This window comes from Streptomyces sp. NPDC030799 (genome assembly GCF_055572255.1).
Genome location: NZ_JBVIDS010000002.1, coordinates 675,341 through 691,206, shown reverse-complemented (window position 1 = coordinate 691,206; position 15,866 = coordinate 675,341). Strand labels below are relative to the sequence as shown.

11 protein-coding genes are annotated in these 15,866 nt (G+C 72.5%); 4 read left to right on the top strand and 7 right to left on the bottom strand.

Translation table 11 applies throughout. The features are described from left to right. Positions 1–53 precede the first annotated feature (53 nt). Positions 54–1,079, top strand: a complete 1,026-nt coding sequence (locus ACZ41I_RS06985; RefSeq protein WP_468513376.1) for a Gfo/Idh/MocA family protein — start codon at positions 54–56, stop codon at positions 1,077–1,079. Here ACZ41I_RS06985 and ACZ41I_RS06980 read toward each other — a convergent pair. Next, a complete protein-coding gene (locus ACZ41I_RS06980; protein WP_468513375.1) occupies positions 1,069–3,132 on the bottom strand; it encodes a phosphocholine-specific phospholipase C in 2,064 nt (687 codons plus the stop codon). The two genes, ACZ41I_RS06985 and ACZ41I_RS06980, sit on opposite strands and share 11 nt — an antisense overlap. Positions 3,133–3,260: 128 nt before the next feature. Continuing rightward, entirely contained in the window at positions 3,261–3,677 is a 417-nt protein-coding gene (locus tag ACZ41I_RS06975) for an SsgA family sporulation/cell division regulator (RefSeq protein WP_363219268.1), read from the bottom strand. A 347-nt stretch (positions 3,678–4,024) separates the two neighbouring features. On the opposite strand from ACZ41I_RS06975, the gene ACZ41I_RS06970 reads away from it, so the two are divergent. Then, positions 4,025–5,443 (top strand): PP2C family protein-serine/threonine phosphatase, encoded by a 1,419-nt coding sequence (locus tag ACZ41I_RS06970; protein WP_468513374.1) that lies wholly within the window; start codon positions 4,025–4,027, stop codon positions 5,441–5,443. A 63-nt stretch (positions 5,444–5,506) separates the two neighbouring features. Here ACZ41I_RS06970 and ACZ41I_RS06965 read toward each other — a convergent pair whose 3' ends face one another. Then, a complete protein-coding gene (locus ACZ41I_RS06965) occupies positions 5,507–7,000 on the bottom strand; it encodes a DNA-binding protein NsdB (protein WP_468513373.1) in 1,494 nt (497 codons plus the stop codon). A gap of 335 nt (positions 7,001–7,335) precedes the next feature. Here ACZ41I_RS06965 and ACZ41I_RS06960 point away from each other — a divergent pair, with 335 nt between their 5' ends. Both ACZ41I_RS06960 and ACZ41I_RS06955 read left to right on the top strand, forming a co-directional pair. Then, positions 7,336–8,481: an aminoglycoside phosphotransferase family protein gene (locus tag ACZ41I_RS06960; RefSeq protein ID WP_399762586.1), complete on the top strand. Its 1,146-nt coding sequence runs from the start codon at positions 7,336–7,338 to the stop codon at positions 8,479–8,481. Positions 8,482–8,767: 286 nt separating this feature from the next. Beyond that, on the top strand, positions 8,768–10,735 hold the full coding sequence (locus ACZ41I_RS06955; protein ID WP_468513372.1) for an N-acetylmuramoyl-L-alanine amidase: 1,968 nt from the start codon (positions 8,768–8,770) through the stop codon (positions 10,733–10,735). Between the two features lie 16 nt (positions 10,736–10,751). Here the strand turns inward: ACZ41I_RS06955 and ACZ41I_RS06950 are convergent, their stop codons facing one another. From ACZ41I_RS06950 to ACZ41I_RS06935, 4 genes are all read right to left on the bottom strand, one after another. Then, entirely contained in the window at positions 10,752–11,249 is a 498-nt protein-coding gene (locus ACZ41I_RS06950; RefSeq protein ID WP_030339601.1) for a glycosyltransferase family protein, read from the bottom strand. A gap of 136 nt (positions 11,250–11,385) precedes the next feature. Continuing rightward, positions 11,386–12,801 carry a 3-hydroxybutyrate oligomer hydrolase family protein gene (locus ACZ41I_RS06945; RefSeq protein WP_468513371.1) on the bottom strand — a complete coding sequence of 472 codons (1,416 nt, stop codon included), beginning with the start codon at positions 12,799–12,801 and terminating at the stop codon, positions 11,386–11,388. A gap of 136 nt (positions 12,802–12,937) precedes the next feature. Further along, positions 12,938–14,176 (bottom strand): extracellular catalytic domain type 1 short-chain-length polyhydroxyalkanoate depolymerase, encoded by a 1,239-nt coding sequence (locus ACZ41I_RS06940; protein ID WP_468513370.1) that lies wholly within the window; start codon positions 14,174–14,176, stop codon positions 12,938–12,940. 692 nt (positions 14,177–14,868) lie between these two features. Further along, on the bottom strand, positions 14,869–15,771 hold the full coding sequence (locus ACZ41I_RS06935) for a universal stress protein (protein ID WP_468513369.1): 903 nt from the start codon (positions 15,769–15,771) through the stop codon (positions 14,869–14,871). Positions 15,772–15,866: the final 95 nt, after the last annotated feature.

Genomic DNA, 15,866 nt, shown 5'->3' with positions numbered 1-15,866 from the left:
TCTCTCGTCGGCGTACGCTACCGCCGTGATCGCCGGCGAGAGGGAGCGCACACATGGGTGACCTGCTGGGAGTGGCGGTACTGGGCGCCGGCCACATGGGGGCCGACCATATACGACGTCTCGACCAGGTGGTCAGCGGCGCCAGGGTCGCGGCGGTGGCCGACCCCGATGTCGACCGGGCGAAGGACGTGGTGGCCGGCCTCGTCGGGGTCACCGTGCACCCGGACCCCCTCGCCGCGCTCGACGCGCCCGGTGTCGCCGCCGTGCTGATCGCCTCTCCCGGGCCCGCGCACGAGGAGGCCCTGCTCGCCGCCTTCGCCCGTGGCATGCCGGTGCTGTGCGAGAAGCCCATGGTGCCGGACTCCACCGGAGCCCTGCGGGTCGTGGAGGCCGAGGCACGGCTGGGCCGACGGCTGGCGCAGATCGGGTTCATGCGCCGCTACGACACCGAGTACCGCCGCCTGAAGGCGCTGCTGGACGACGGCGGCCTCGGCCGGCCCCTGATGCTGCACTGCATCCACCGCAACGTCTCCTCCCCCGGTCACTTCACCAGCGCCATGCTGATCAACAGCTCCGTCTCGCACGAGATCGACGCGGCGCGCTGGCTGCTCGGGCAGGAACTGACGGCGGTGACCGTGCTGCGCCCCACGCCGTCCGCCGGCGCCCCCGAGGGCCTGCTCGACCCGCAGTTCGTGCTGTTCGAGACCGAGGGGGGCGCGCTGGTCGACGTCGAGGTCTTCGTGAACTGCGGCTTCGGCTACCAGGTGCGCTGCGAGGCGGTGTGCGAGAAGGGCAGCGCACGCATCGGTGACGAGCACACCATGGTGGTCACCACCGCGGGCGGCGCCCGCGAGGAGGTGGCGCAGGACTACCTCGTCCGGTTCGCCGACGCCTACGACCGTGAGGTGCAGGCCTGGGTCGACGCCACCCGGCGTGGCGAGGTCACCGGTCCGAGTGCCTGGGACGGGTACGCGGCGTCGGTCGTCGCCGAGGCGGGGGTCCGGGCGCTGGAGAGCGGCGGCCGGGTTGCCGTCGGCCTCGCCCCGCGCCCGGACCTGTACGCCGGGGTCAGCCGCTGACGCTCGCGGCACCCGTCTCCAGGTGCCCGGTGAACCGGCGCGACCAGGTCGCGTCGGAGTCGACGGTCACCGTGAAGTCGTACCAGCCGTCCTGATGGGCGACGGCGTTGAAGAAGTCCTCCGTGGAGGCGCCCGCGGCGACGGTGTAGGTCCAGGGGCCGTCGCTGCGGTAGTGGTGCGAGGTGATCGTGAACTTCACCGACGACGTACCGGAGTTGGTCATCCTGAAGTAGACGGCGAGCTTGCCCGTACCCGGCTCGACCGCGTACCGGGTGCTCACCTCCACCGCCTTGCCGGCCTTGGTGGCGTCGCCCTGGAAGCGGCGCAGGAAGCGGTTGGGGCCGACCATGGTCAGGTCGTACTTGCCGCCGCCGTAGCCCGTGCCGATGCTGAAGGAGTCGGAGGCGGTGCCGCCGGCGTCGACCGTGTACTGCCAGGGCGTGGTGTCCCGGTAGGCGTTCGGGTGGATGGAGAAGTGGGCGGCGCGGGTGGCCGGGCCGCCCTGGTTGGTCATGGTGAACCAGGCGAGGATCTTGCCGGCGGCGCCGAACTCCAGGTGATCCAGGTAGCCGTTCGGCTGGTAGGGCAGCGCGCGGGCCGGACGGGTGCCGGGCTCCTGGGCGGGCAGGGCGTTGTCCGTCGGCACCGGGTTGGGCAGCGGACCGCAGGTGCCGATGCCGATGACGCCGGTCGCGGGCAGGGAGACCGGGCCGTGGACCGGGGCTGCGAAGTCGAAGACGCCGGTGAGGTCGCCGCTGACTCTGCGCCGCCAGTCGCTGATGTTGGGGCACTTGGCGGGCTTGCCCAGGGCGGTCGTCCAGGTCTCCAGGAAGCGCAGGACCGAGGTGTGCTCGAAGACCTCGGAGGAGACCCAGCCGCCGCGCGTCCAGGGCGAGATCACGATCATCGGGACGCGGAAGCCGAAGCCGTACGGCACGCCGTTGAGGAACTCCCCGGGTGTTCCGGCGGGGGGCACCGGCGGGGGCACATGGTCGAAGCAGCCGTCGTTCTCGTCGTAGTTGAGGAACAGGACCGTCGAGTCGAAGACGTCCTGGTCGGCGGCGAGGGCCTGGTAGACGAGGCTGACGAAGTGGGCGCCGTCGCCGGGCGGGGCGTAGGGGTGCTCGGAGAAGGCCTGGTTGGGCACGATCCACGAGACCTGCGGGAGGGTGCCCGCGACGACGTCGGCCCTGATGGCCGCGGCGATGTCGTCGGGGGTCGAGCCGGTCGTCTTCGGTACCGAGGACATGCCGCGGTCGTACAGCGGGTCGCCCGCCTTGGCGTTCGTGAAGTTCTTGAAGTAGGCGCAGCCGTTGTCGCCGTAGTTGTCGGCCGCGTTCTGGTAGACCTCCCAGGTCACGCCGGCGGCCTGCAGCGCCTCGGCGTAGTTCTGCCAGGTCAGGCCGGACTCGTCGCCGCCGTCGTAGGAGGAGGGGTCGACCTTGCCGCTCCACAGGTAGGTGCGGTTGGGGCCGGTCGCGCTGAGCGCGGAGCAGAAGTAGGCGTCGCAGACGGTGTAGTTGTCGGCGAGCGCGTAGTGGAAGGGGATGTCGGAGCGGTCCAGGTAACCGAGCGAGCGGACGCTGCCGACGCCCGCGACCCAGTTGTCCATGCGGCCCTTGTTCCAGGCCGAGTGCTGCGAGGACCACGAGTGGGGCAGGTCGCCGTTGCACTGGGCCAGGGTCTCCCCGTCCTTGCCGCCGGCCGGCGGTGTCGCACTGAGCTTCCACGGGTACTGGCGGCCCGTGCCGTTCGGCTGGTTGAAGACCGGGTGGCCGCCGCCCAGGGTGATGCCGCTGCGGTCGTCGAAGCCGCGCACGCCTTTCAGACGGCCGAAGTAGTGGTCGAAGCTGCGGTTCTCCTGCATGAGGATCACCACGTGCCGCACATCCTTGATCGTGCCGGTCGCCGTGGTCGCGGCGGCCGCGGTCATGGCCGTATCTCCCGGAGCGAGCGCATTCGGGCTCCGGGGGAGTGTGCCGGCGCCCAGCGCCGCACCCGCCGCCACGGAGGCACCGAGCCCCACGAAGCCTCTTCGGCTGATCGGTGTCATTGGCCCCGTCCTCGTCAGCGGAGTGCCCCTGCGGCACACCGCGCGCCAGGGTGCCCGCGGTGGCGCTCGGGGTCCATACCGGTGCGATGAGGCGGAGATGAACAGAAGCGGAAATGGCCCGAGTTCCCTCACACCCCGCCGAACAGGGCGCTCAGCCCCCGCTCCACCACCCCGGCCATGTCCTCCTGCCCGGCCGCCACCACCGCGTAGGTGCGCAGCAGGAAGCGGCGCAGCGCCGAGGCGGGGAACTGCAGCAGAGCCAGGCCGTGGGGCGAGTGGAACTCCACGACGGTCCGGGTGCGGCCGTACGGCCATATCTGTACGTCCCCGTGGCCGGCCGGGGCCCGCAGGCCCTGGTCGAGCAGGGAGCGCGCGAAGACCCAGGTGACCTCCTCGCCCTCCAGGGCGGCTTCGGCGGGAAAGTCCACGCGGACGGCCAGGGGGTCGTCCGTGGTGTAGCGCAGCGTGGCCGGTACGGGGATCTCCAGGTCCTCGGCGGTGATGAGCCGGGCCTGGGCGGGCTGTTCGACTGTGATGGCGTCCATGCCCTTATGGAGTCCTCGGGGGCGGCTCGCATGCCGCCAAATCCGGTCAGAGTTCGGCATGTACAAGACGATCGGAGGACACGCGAACACAGGAGCGACGAACAGACGGCTGAGCGCGGTCGAAAAACGTCCGCAATGAGGCAACTCCCGTAGTTCTCCTACGGCTTGAGCGGTCGGGCGCGTACGTCATTCGTGCGCCGGGATCACTCCGGGAAGACTCTGGCATATGCCGGAAGCACCACCGTATCGTGTGTTGCCAAATCCCTTACGGGGCGTCGTGGGCTGTGCCAGAGTCGTAACGGTCCCCCCGTCCTCCCCGGCCGTATCGTCCCCCATCGGAGTGCGTCATGCCGTCCCCAGTCTCCGCGGACCACCCAGCCGCCCAGCCACCCGGACGCGGCTCGGTCGAGGCGTTGATCACGCAGACGCGGCGGCTCAAGGGCGACGTGGACGCCGTACGGCGGGACACCGGGAGCGACGGTGCGGACCCGGAGGAACGCTGGCAGCGCGCCCTGTACGACCTGGCACTGCACCAACTGGACGACCTCGGCGTCCACTTGGCCCAGCTGCGGGACGGCCCCGAGGCCCCGCACTCCGACCCGGCCGAACCCGTCGAGACGCCCGCAGTCCCGGGCGGCTCGCTGCTCAGCCGGGTCGGCAGCGCGGAGTGGAACCTGCTCACGGACGAGGCGACCTGGTCCGGGGAGCTGTACCAGATCCTCGGCCTCGCCCCGACCGCCTCGGCCCTCACCCTGGACGAACTGCCCTCGCTGGTCCTGGAGGAGGACCGGCCGAAGCTCACCGCGATGGTCACGGACTGCCTGGTCGACGGCACGCCGATCGACGGCGAGTTCCGGATCGTCCGGCCCGACGCGTCCGTGCGGACCGTGCACATGATGGGCGAGCCCGTGCTCGGCGCCGACGGCAGCACGACCTCCATGTGGGCCGTGCTGCGGGACGTCAGCGAACTGCGCCGCTGCCGGCGGACGGTGCACGAGACCCGTGACTCGCTGCAGCGCCACCGCAGGCAGGAGCGGACCGAGCACCGGATCGCGGCCGAGCTGCAGGAGGCCGTGCTACCGCCATGGCGCGGCTCCCTGCGGCTCCCGCACCAGGGGCCATGCACCCTCGACCTCGCCGCCCGCCGTCTGACCGCGACGACGACCACGCCGCTCGGCGGCGACTGGTACGACGCGCTGGAGCTGTCCGACGGCGAGACGCTGCTCAGCGTCGGCGATCTCACCGGACACGGGGTGGCCGTCGCCACCGGTATGGCGACGCTGCTCGGCGCCGTACGCGGCATGGCCCTGGCCGGCACACAACCCGGTGAACTGCTCGGCATGCTCAACCAGTTACTGGACGCCACCGTGCAACCCGCCCTGGGCAGCGCCGTCTGCTGCCGCTACCGGCCCGCCACCCGCACCCTGGTCTGGGCACAGGCAGGACACCCCGCCCCGCTGCTGTACCGCGACGGGACGGGGTGCGTGCTGAACGCACCGGACGGCGTCCTGCTCGGCGCCACCTCGGGCGCCGTCTACGGGGAGGCCGAGGCGACCCTGGAACCCGGTGACCTGCTCCTGCTGCACACCGACGGGGTGGTGCCCGGGCACAGCTCGGCCGACGCCGTGGACCGCCTGCTCGGCCTCGCCCCGCGGTTCGCCGCGGCGCGCAGCGCGCAGGACTGCGTACGGACCGTGGTCGAGGAGTTCGGTGGAACGGGACGCGAGGACGACGCCTGTGTGCTCGTCGCCAAGGTCACCGCATGAGCTGAACAGTGAGTCGGGTGAGGTGGTGAGGAGACCGGCGCACAGGCCCTTGGGCCTGTGCGCTCACGCCTGTGCGGTGCTGCCGCCCTTGCCCCTGGGCTTGGGCAGAGCGAGCCGGATCTCCTCCCGCAGTTCGTGGATCGTCGGATAGCCGGCGTACTCCGCGGTCAGCCGGTACATCTGGCGCAGCCGGTCCCAGGTGCGCCGGGAGGAGTTCGAGCCCATCGACATCAGGGCCAGCCGTGCGTAGCGATCGGCCTGTTCGGGGTCGTCGGCGATGAAACAGGCCGAGGCCATGGACAGATGGTCGAAGATCTTCGACCGCTCCCGGCCGTCGACGCGCAGCGCCAGGGCCTTCTCCGCGTAGTGCTGGGCGTGCACGGCCGCGCCCGGGTCGAACTCCGCCAGCGTGCGGTAGGCGAGAGCCTGCATGCCGTACAGGTCCTCGTCCTTGAAGGTCTGCATCCAGTCCGGTGTCTGCGCGTCCTGCCGGTCCGAGACGAAGAGGTCCTCCGCCTGGCCGAGGGTGCGGCGCATCGCCTGGCCCTTGCCCATCGACGCCTGCGCCCAGGCCTCGATGGTGTGGAACATCGCCTTCGTACGCGGCTGCAGACGGTCGCCGGCGCCGGACTGGGCGAGCTTCATCAGGTCCAGTGCGTCGTCGGGCCGGCCGAGGTGCACCATCTGCCGGGCCGCCCGGGACAGGGCCTCACCGGCGCGCGGCCGGTCCCCGCCCTCGCGGGCGGCATGGGCGGCGATGACGAAGTACTTCTGCGCCGTGGGCTCCAGGCCGACGTCGTGCGACATCCAGCCCGCGAGGACGGCCAGGTTGGCGGCGACGCCCCACAGACGCCGCTGGAGATGGGGTGGGTGGTGGTAGGCGAGCATGCCGCCCACCTCATTGAGCTGGCCCACGACCGCCTTGCGCTGAAGCCCGCCGCCACGGGCCGCGTCCCAGGCTCGGAACACCTCGACCGAGCGCTCCAGTTCCTCGACCTCCTGCGACCCGATGGGGGCGGCCTCATAGCGGTCGAACCCAGCGGGGTCGGCGTGCAGGGGATCGTCGAGAACGGGGGCGTCGGCCTTCAGGGCCGGGTCGGTGTGCAGCCAGTCGTACATGGCGCTGCTGAGTGTGGATCCCGCGGCGAGCGCGGCACCCGCGCCCACCAAGCCGCGTCGGTTGAGCATGAGGTCCATTCCCGTGAATTCGGTGAGGACCGCGGCGGTCCGTTCGGGCGCCCACGGCACGCCGTCGGGATGTTCCTCAATCCCGTCGCCCTGCCGTTTCCCCGTACGCCCGTGCCGCACCAGACCGAGGTCCTCAATGGTCACGACACGGCCGAGACGCTCGGTGAACAGAGCCGCCAGCACCCGCGGTACGGGATCGCGCGGGATCTCTCCCATGTCGATCCACCGACGGACCCGGGAGGTGTCGGTCGACAGCTGGGGGTGGCCCATGGCCGCCGCCTGCTTGTTGACCAGCCTCGCGAGTTCGCCCTTGGACCAGCCGGCCAGGCCGAACAGGTCCGCAAGGCGGGTGTTGGGTTGTCCGCTCACGTCAAGCCCCCAGGTTCTCGGCTGAGTTGACAGTAGCCCCGTGGAGGTTGCCGGGCGACTATTCGCCAGGGTTCGCCAGGGTCCGCCAGATGGTGTGCCACTGGGCATCGGGTGTCGAGTAGGAACGCGCCACCCCGACCCGGTCGCAGCTCGGCCTCGTCGGGCTGTCGGATGCATTCCCCAGGGTGCACCCGTGCGGCCGGGCCGGGCAGGCGCACGCTCGCAGTGCATGCGATCGGAGTACGGGCTCCTGGAGCGACCGGCCCCGCGCATGTGCGCCGAGCACGGAACCACAAGGCAGGCACCGCAGGCACACGAAGGGATCTGTATCTCCCATGTACGCAGCATCGTCCTCCGTGTCCGCCCCGCCACGGCCGCTGCGCTCCCGCCCGGCGGGCGGCGGACCCTACCTCGACCCGGTGGCGCGACCGGGCGGACCGGTGCCGGTCGCGGGCCGGCCCCGGCGGGTCCCGGGCCAGCCCGGCACCCAACCGCTGAGTGGGAGACTCGACTTGTCCGGCCCCCAGGGCGCGCAGCTGCGTACCGCGATCGCCTCGGTGCACCGGATCTGTCCGGAGTTCGCTCCGGTACAGGTGCTGCGGCGCAGCGGACGGTCCGTCCTCCTCGTCGGGACGACGGGGCGCAGCACAGCCGTGGCCAAGTGTCTGCTGGACCACTCGCCCGCCTGGGCCGAGCGGTTCCGCCACGAGATAGCCGCATACCGCTCGTTCGTCCGGCACCGGCCACCGGTCCGTGTGCCCCGGCTGATCGCGGCGGACCCGGACAACTGCACACTGGTGATCGAGCGTTCGCCGGGCCGGGTGGCTGCGCTGCAACGGCATCCGGCCGAGGCACCGCCCCGCGCGGACATCCGGGCCGCGCTCGGCGCGATCTGCCGGGTGAACGCCTGGCGGCCCCCCGCGGGCACGTTCGAGATGCCGCTGGACTACGGCGCCCGGATCTCCCGGTACCACGAGCTGGGCCTGCTCACCGACCGGGACCTCGGCGACCTGCAGAAGCTGCTGCACGGCATCGCCCACGAGGTGGGTCGCCACGGCATGCTGCAGTTCTGCCACGGCGACGCCCTGCTGTCGAACATCCTGCTGTCACCGGCCGGTCCAGTGCTGGTGGACTGGGAGCACGCGGGCTGGTATCTGCCGGGGTACGACCTGGCGACGCTGTGGCTGGTCCTCGGGGACGCGCCGGCGGCACGGCGGCAGATCAGCCAGATCGCCCAGGCGGCGGGCCCGGCCTCCCGCGACGCCTTCCTGGTGAACCTGATGCTGCTGCTGACCCGGGAGATCCGTACCTACGAGACGGCCGTGCAGCGTTCGATGCACGACGCGGCCCCGGCGGCACCGGGCCCGGCCCACCCGGGTGCTGCGCAGTCCGGCGAGGAACAGCGGCTGCTGCTGAGGCGGCTGCACGACGACTGCCAGATGGCCCGCAAGGCCGTCCGCGCGGCGGTCGGCACTCGCTGACGGGCACGAAGGTCCGCGGTGCGCCAGAGCGGCGGCGCACCGCGGACCTTCGTATGTCCGGGCCGGCATCGCGGTCTTCGCACATACGGGCCGACGGTGGCCACTGGTGTACGCCAGTGACGCCCCGCAGGCCCGCGCACCGCCGCTGCGAAACTCGCCGGAACCCTCCGTGACAAGGCAAATCGATGTCGTGACGGCATCATTGACGGATCGTCGGCAAGCCGGTACCACTGACCCAGCTCGGCGCCGCACGCCCCGCCACGCCCGCCCGTCACAGGAGGCCGCATTGCGAGGTTCCGCCACCGACCCCACGTCCGCTCCCGGCCACAGACACCTGCGGCGGGCAGCCGTCCCCCTGGCCTCCGCGGCCCTGCTGCTGCCGCTGCTCGGCGCGGCCCCCGCCCCGGGCGCCCAGGACTCCAGCGACCAGCTGCAGCAGGCGTTCGCCGCGGCGGCGGCCGACTACCACGTGCCGCAGAGCGTCCTGCTGGCCGTCTCCTACCTCCAGTCGCGCTGGGACCGGCACGCGGGCGCGCCGAGCGTGACCGGCGGCTACGGCCCCATGCACCTCACGGACGCCCGGGCCGCGCTCGCCATCACGGAGCACCTCGCCGAGGGCATAGGGGACGCCCGCGGCGACACCGCCCGCGCCGCCCTGCATCCCGTCGTCAAGGTGCCGGCCGCCTCGACGCTCCCGCCCCGTCTGAAGACGCTCCCGAAGGCGGCGGAGCTGACCGGTCTCCCGGCCGAGAAGCTGCGCACCGACCCGGCGGCGAACGTGGCCGGCGGTGCCGCCCTGCTCGCCGCCGCGCAGAAGGAGCTGGGCGAGCCGCTGAGCGCCGACCCGGCCGAATGGTACGGCGCGGTGGCCCGTTTCTCGGGCGCCGACGACACGGCGACCGCGGCGGCGTACGCGAACGACGTGTACGACGTCCTGCGCACCGGCGAGGAACGCATCACGGACGACGGCCAGCTGGTCGCGCTCGCCGCCCAGCCGGCGCTGACCGCCGACATCGCCCAGTTGGCGCGGGCCGGCCTGGGCACGCTGCCCACGGACGGCGTCGAGTGCCCGCGGTCGGTGTCCTGCGAGGCGGTCTGGGCGCCGTATGCACAGTTCGGGAACGACGACTACGGCAACCACGACCTCGGCGACCGTCCGGTGTCGCAGCGCATCAAGTACATCGTCGTCCATGACACGGAGGGCGCCTGGGACGGGGTGCTGAACCTGATCCAGGACCCCACCTACGTGTCGTGGAACTACACCGTGCGCTCCACGGACGGTCTGATCGCCCAGCACGTCAGGGCGAAGGACGTGGCCTGGCACGCGGGCAACTGGGACGTCAACGCCCGGTCCGTCGGCATCGAACACGAAGGTTTCCTCGCCAACCCGGACGCCTGGTACACGGAGGCGATGTACCGGTCCTCGGCCCGGCTGGTGAAGTACCTGGCCAGGAAGTACGACATCCCGCTGGACCGGCAGCACATCCTGGGTCACGACAACGTGCCCGGCCCGACCACGTCCACCATCCCCGGCATGCACACGGACCCGGGTCCGTACTGGGACTGGCGGCACTACTTCCAGCTGCTGGGCCACCCGTTCAAGCGCACCGCGGGCAAGTCGGCCGGGCTGGTGACGATCCTGCCGGACTACGCCGCGAACCAGCCGGCGTACACGGGCTGCACCACCGGCGGTGCCGCGTGCCCGGCGCACGGCTCCAGCGAGGTGCGCCTGTACACGGACCATGACGTGAACGCACCGCTGGTGAAGGACATCGGTCTGAAGAAGGACCCGACCACCGACGTGAACGACCTGTCCTCCCGGGTGTCCACGGGCCAGCAGTACGTGGTGGCGGAACGCTGGGGCGACTGGACCGCGATCTGGTACCTGGGCCAGAAGGCCTGGTTCGAGAATCCGCGCAAGGCACCGACGGCGGTGCCCGCCCGGGGTCTGGTGATCACGCCGAAGGACGGCCTGGCGAGTGTCCCGGTGTACGGCCGCGCCTACCCGGAGAAGGAGGCCTACCCGGCGGATGTCCCCGCCCAGTCGGTCGTCCCGCTGCCGTACACCATCCCGGCCGGGCAGAAGTACGTGGTCGGTGACGTGGTACCGGGCGAGTACGACTATTCGGTCACCTTCACCACCGACTCGCACCGGGTCGTGGTGGGCAAGGACCTGTACTACGAGATCCAGTACGGCCACCGGGTCGGGTTCGTCCGCGCCGAGGACGTGATCGTCGAGGGCTCGTCGTACTAGCCGTGCGCCGCCGGCCTCAGCCCTGCTGGAAAAGCTCCGCCGGAAGCGGCTTCAGCAGGGCGTACAGGTCGTCGGTGATCGGGCGGTCCCAGGCAGCGATGGTGACGAGGACGCCGTCGCTGCGGTCGAACTGGACACAGGAGATCCGGGACTCGGACAGCTTCAGCCGCCGCACGATCAGGAGGTTGTCCCCCTGGAGAACCGGGGTGTCCTCGACGCCGACGACGGTGACCTCCTCGTCGTTCTCCAGCGCCAGCAGCAGCTGGCCCACCTCGAAGGGGATCTCGCCCTCGGCGACCTCGCGGGCCGGGGAGCCCTCCGGCAGATTGCCGATGATCATGGCGGGGCCGCGGCCGCCGAACAGGTCGTAGCGCAGGAAGACACCCTGGCAGGTGCCGTCGGGGGCGGGCAGCAGGCCCGCGCCGAGGTTGCCCGGCCAGTCGCCCGGGTCCATGGCCAGCACGTCGAAGTCGGGCCCGGCGGGAGTGGCGCTGCGGCGGCGGAGGAACGACATGCGGCCATGGTACGTGGGCTCCGCCGCAAGTGTGGTGATGGGGCGGCCGATCGTCCGTGGGTTCGTTGTGGCTGGGCGCGCCCGGGGCGGAGCCGCATGTCGGACACAGCCCCGCCCCCTTTCGGGGCGCTCCCCCTCAGGTCAGGGGACAGCTGGTGAGGAGAGCGGCCGGGTCGGCGCCGGCCGGGCGATGGACCGTGTGGTCGGCCGGTGGCAGGCCGGTCCCGGTGATCCAGCGTTCCAGGGCCTCGAAGGCCGCGTGGTGGCAGGGCACCATCGGGCGCAGCCTGTCGGGGAACGCGTCGACGAGGGAGTCGGTGTGGGTGCCGTTCTCGATGCGGTAGTAGCGCAGTAGGGAGCCCCGCCCGGACGCGCGGACCATGCGGGCGTAGACGTCGGAGCCCTCGCTGATCGGCAACAGCACGTCGAGGGTGCCCTGAAGGGTGATCAGTGGCTTGCCGATGCGTCCGGTCAGGGCGATCCGGTCGACCGCGCGGTGAACGGAGGCGGGCCGGGCGGCGTAGTCGTAGTCGGCGTCGCAGGCGGATGTGCCCGAGGCGCAGAAGGGGGTGCCGGCCTCGGTGGCGCCGTCGTAGCCGGGGTCGAGTTCCTCCCGGTAGATGCGCTGGGTGAGGTCCCAGTACATCTGGTCGTGGTACGGCCACAGGAACTCCGAGCCGGCGGGGAAGCCCGCTTTGTGCAGGGCGGCCTCGGCGTCGGCGGCTGCGGGGCCGCCGGCGGCGTACGCCGGGTAGTGGCGCAGCGCGGGCGGCAGGAAGGTGAGCGGGTTGGGTCCGGCCGTGCGCCAGAGGGTGCCTTCCCAGTCGACTCCGCCGTCGTACAGCTCGGGGTGGTGCTCCAGCTGCCAGCGGACGAGGTAGCCGCCGTTGGACAGGCCGGTGGCGAGGGTGCGGGCCGGGGGCCGGTGGTAGCGCTGGGTGATCACGGCGCGGGCCGCACGGGTGAGCTGGGTGAGGCGGGTGTTCCATTCGGCGATGGCGTCGCCGGGCCGCCGGCCGTCGCGGTAGAAGGCGGTGCCGGTGTTGCCCTTGTCGGTGGCGGCGTAGGCGTAGCCGCGTGCGAGCACCCAGTCGGCGATGGCCTTGTCGTTCGCGTACTGCTCACGGTTGCCGGGGGTTCCGGCGACCACGAGGCCGCCGTTCCAGTGGTCGGGCAGGCGGATGACGAATTGGGAGTCGTGGTGCCAGCCGTGGTCATTGTTGGTGGTGGAGGTGTCCGGGAAGTAGCCGTCGATCTGGATGCCGGGAACACCGCTGGGGGTGGGCAGGTCCTTGGGTGTGAGACCGGCGTAGTCGGCGGGGTCGGTGTGGCCGGAGGCCACGGTGCCGGCCGTGGTCAGCTCGTCCAGGCAGTCGGCCTGCCGGCGGGCGGCACCGGGGACGCGGAGGTGGGTGCGGCCGGCGCAGTGGGCATCCGGGGTGCCGTGGGGTGCCGCCGTGGCCGGTGTGACGAGGAGCAGACAGGCCGCGGTGAGCGAGAGTACGGGGAGAAGGGCTCGGCGTGTGGGGCGTCCGGGTGGTGTGGCGGGCATACGGGTTCCTCCGGCTGTGGGGTGGACGCGCTGGAGGCTAGGGCTGGAGTGGGGGTGCCGGACATGTGTGGGGCCGCTATGAAGGCGGCCCCAGCAGCGTCGTCGGCCACCATGACCGACCGAGGCTGACCTTGTGTCAGGGGCAGCCGTTGTCGGCGATGGTGTAGTAACCCGTTGGTGACTCCTTCAGTGTGTGCGTGACGAACGTGTTGTACAGACCCATGTTCTGCTGGGATCCCTTGGCGTAGGTGTATCCGCCGCTGGTGGTGGCTCTTCCGGCCTGCTCCTGGGCGTAGTTGCTCGCCGTGAAGCAGGGGGCACCGCCGCCACCGCCGGTGCCGCCGCCCGGGTCGGAGGTGTCCAGGCCGAAGAACCGGGCGATCCAGTAACTGGAACAGATCGAGTCCGGGAAGTACGGGGCTCCGGTGCTGCCGCACTGATCGGTGCCGGTGCCGGGGTCGACCGGGGTGCCGTGGCCGATGCCGGGGACCCGGTCGACCTCCACGGCGACGGTGCCGTCGGCGGCGAGGTACTGGTCCTGCTGCGTGGCGTCGGGGCCGATGGTCGTGGTGCGGCTCGGGGTCCGGGAGAGGCCGTGCAGGGCCGTCCACTGGTCGCGCAGCTCCGTGGCGTTGCGCGGGACGACGGTGGTGTCCTGGTCGCCGTACCAGATGGCGGTGCGCGGCCACGGCCCGGTGTACGACGGATAGGCGTCCCGCGCTCGCTGGGCCCACTGGTCCGGGCTGAGGTCGACGCCCGGGTTCATGCACGTGTAGGGGCTGTTGTCCTTGGTGCAGTCGTAGGGCAGGCCGGCGACGACCGCGCCGGCGGAGAAGACGTCGGGGTAGGTGGCGAGCAGGACGGCGGTCATGGCACCGCCCGCGGACAGACCGGTGACGTAGACCCGCTGGGGGTCGGCGCCGTAGGCGGTGACGGCCTGGCTCACCATCTGCCGGACGGACAGCGCCTCGCCCTGTCCGCGCCGGTTGTCCGCAGTCCGGAACCAGTTGAAGCACTGGCTCGGGTTGTTGGCCGAGCTGGTCTGTGCGAGCACCAGCAGGAAGCCGTCGCGCTCCGCGAGTCGGGGCAGGCCGGAGTTGTCGGCGTAGACCTGTGCGTTCTGGGTGCAGCCGTGCAGGGCCACGACGACCGGCGGGTGCGCGGGCAGGGCGGCGGGCCGGTACACGTACATGGTCAGGGCGCCCGGGTTGGACCCGAAGCCGCTCACCTCGGTGAGGGACACGGAGGCCCGGGCGGCGGGCACGGGCCCGGCGAGCGCGGTGCCGAGGACGACGGCGCCGACGGCGAGAAGGCGGGACAGGAGACGGACGCGGGGCGGCGCTCCGGGCGCCCTTCGGAACGGTGGCAGCGGCATGGACGGCGGCTCCTTCGCAAGGACGGATGTCCCGGCCGCTCGTGCGCGGGGGCGGCGCACACAGCGCCGGGCGTGGCGGAACCGTACGTACACGTGTGGGCCGCCACCATGGCGCGGGACACCACACCCGGGTGGATACCGGTCGGCGCCGCAGGGATTGCGGGGTGCCATGCGGTCTGCTACGCCGATTCGGCCCTGGGGCCGTGGGGCCGTGGGGCCGTGGGGCCGTGGGGCCGTGGGGCCGTGGGGCTGCTGGCTCCGGCCGCTGGACCACCGGGCCACCAGCCGCCGGGCAGCTGAATCTCGGGGCCGCTGGGCTGCCGGCCGCAGGGCAGCAGGGCTGCCGAGCCTCGGGGCCACGGGCCGCTGAGCCGCAGGGCTGCCGAGCCCCGGGGCCACGGGCCGCGGGGCCACCGGGCCACCGGGCCGCCAGGCCGCCAGGCCGCCAGGCCGCCAGGCCGCCAGGCCGCTGAGTCTCGGGGCCGCGGGGCTGCCCGCCGCAGGGCCGCAGGGCCGCTGGCCACCGGGCCGCAGAGTCTCGGGGCCACGGGCCGCAGGGTTGCCGGCCGCCGGGCTGCCGGGCTGCCGGGCCACGCGCCGCCGGGGCACGGGCCGCCGGGCTGCCGGGCCGCTGAGTCTCGGGTCCGCGGGGCTGCCGACTCCCGGGCCGCTGGGTCACCGGGGCGCCGGGTTCAGCTCTGCGGCGGTCCCGGGGGCACGACCGCGATCGGGCTCGCGGCGTGCAGCAGGACGGCCTGGGTGACCGAGCCCATCATGCGGGCCGGTGCGAGCAGGCGCCGCCGGTGGCGGCCGACGACGACCAGCTCGGCGTCCTTGGAGGCGGCGACGAGGTGGCCGGCCGCGTCGCCGGGCAGCGCCTGGATGTCGGCGCGGACCTCGGGGTGTCGGTTGCGGTGCGGGGCGAGGAAGCCCTCCGCGAGGGCGCGGGTCTCGTTCTCGACGGCGTCCCGGTCGGCCTGGGAGGGCACGAGCTGGCCGGGGGCGGACCAGGTCTGCACCGGCCACGGGTAGGCGGCGATCACCTGGACGCGGGCCGCGCGCAGGGCGGCCTCGGCGAAGGCGAAGGCGAGGGTGGCCTCGTCGGGGCTGTCAGCGTGCAGGCCGACGACCACGCGCGGTCCGGGCCCGGCCGGGCCGTCCCCGTGCACCTGGCGGCCGGGCCGGGGTACGACGACCACCGGGCACTCGGCGTCCCGGGCGGCGGCCAGTCCGTTGGAACCGAGCAGCAGGCTGGCGAAGCCTCCGCGCCCCCGGGAACCGAGGACCAACAGCTGGGCGTCGGCGCCGAGTTCCGGCAGCACGGCGCCCGGTACGCCCTCCAGGGCGACGTACTCCACGGCCGGCTGCGCGCCGCGGCCCGCGAGCCGGGCGTGGACGTCGTCCAGAACGGGATCGCCCTCCGCCTCGGGCGGCCCGGCGACCAGCACGTCGGCCTGGCCCCAGGCGGCGTACTGCCGTACGTGCACCACCCGCAGCGGTGCGGCGCGGCGGCGGGCGGCGTCGAGGGCCCACTCCAGCGCGCGCAGGCTGTCGTCCGATCCGTCGACCGCGGCGATGACCGGCGCAGTGCTCATCGTCCCTCACCTTTCGGAACACGACCTTCCCCGACCTTCCCTGTCCTGGGGCCAGCCTGACGCAGGCGGTGCCCCCGGCGAGGCCCTGTTGGTCG